Source organism: Geodermatophilus sp. FMUSA9-8 (assembly GCF_037034165.1).
In the GTDB taxonomy this organism is placed as follows: Bacteria; Actinomycetota; Actinomycetes; order Mycobacteriales; family Geodermatophilaceae; genus Geodermatophilus; species Geodermatophilus nigrescens.
Map to the genome: position 1 here is coordinate 1 of NZ_JBAGKE010000029.1, position 412 is coordinate 412.

A 412-nucleotide genomic window follows, 5' to 3' on the forward strand; every position below is an offset into this window, starting at 1 on the left:
GAAGGTGTGGGTGCTGACGCCTCACCGACAACCCGGAGGTCTCGTGTCCCACGCTAATGCCCGCCTGACCGTGCACGGCCGAGCCGAACTGGTCCGCCGGGTGATCGAGCAAGGCCGGCCGGTGGCGCATGTGGTGGTCGAGCTCAACGTCTCCCGAGCCACCGGCTACAAGTGGCTGGCCCGGTGGCGGGCCGAGGGGCCGGCCGGCCTCATCGACCGGCCCAGCCGTGCTCGCCGGCTGACCGGCAAGACCTCTCCGGACCTGGAGGCTCGGGTGCTGGCGCTGCGCGCCGGCCGCAAGCTGGGGCCGGCGCGGATCGCCCCGCTGGTCGGGCTGGCGCCCTCGACGGTGCACGCGGTGCTGCGCCGCCACGGCATGCACCGGCTGGCCTGGCTGGACCGGCCCACCGGA

The 412-nt window shown here is 74.8% G+C and carries 1 protein-coding gene; it reads left to right on the top strand.

Annotation, left to right across the window (positions count from 1 at the left end; all coding sequences use genetic code 11):
* Positions 1 to 43: 43 nt before the first annotated feature.
* A partial coding sequence (locus tag WA616_RS24380) for a leucine zipper domain-containing protein (protein WP_336033950.1) occupies positions 44 to 412 on the top strand: 369 nt, incomplete at its 3' end.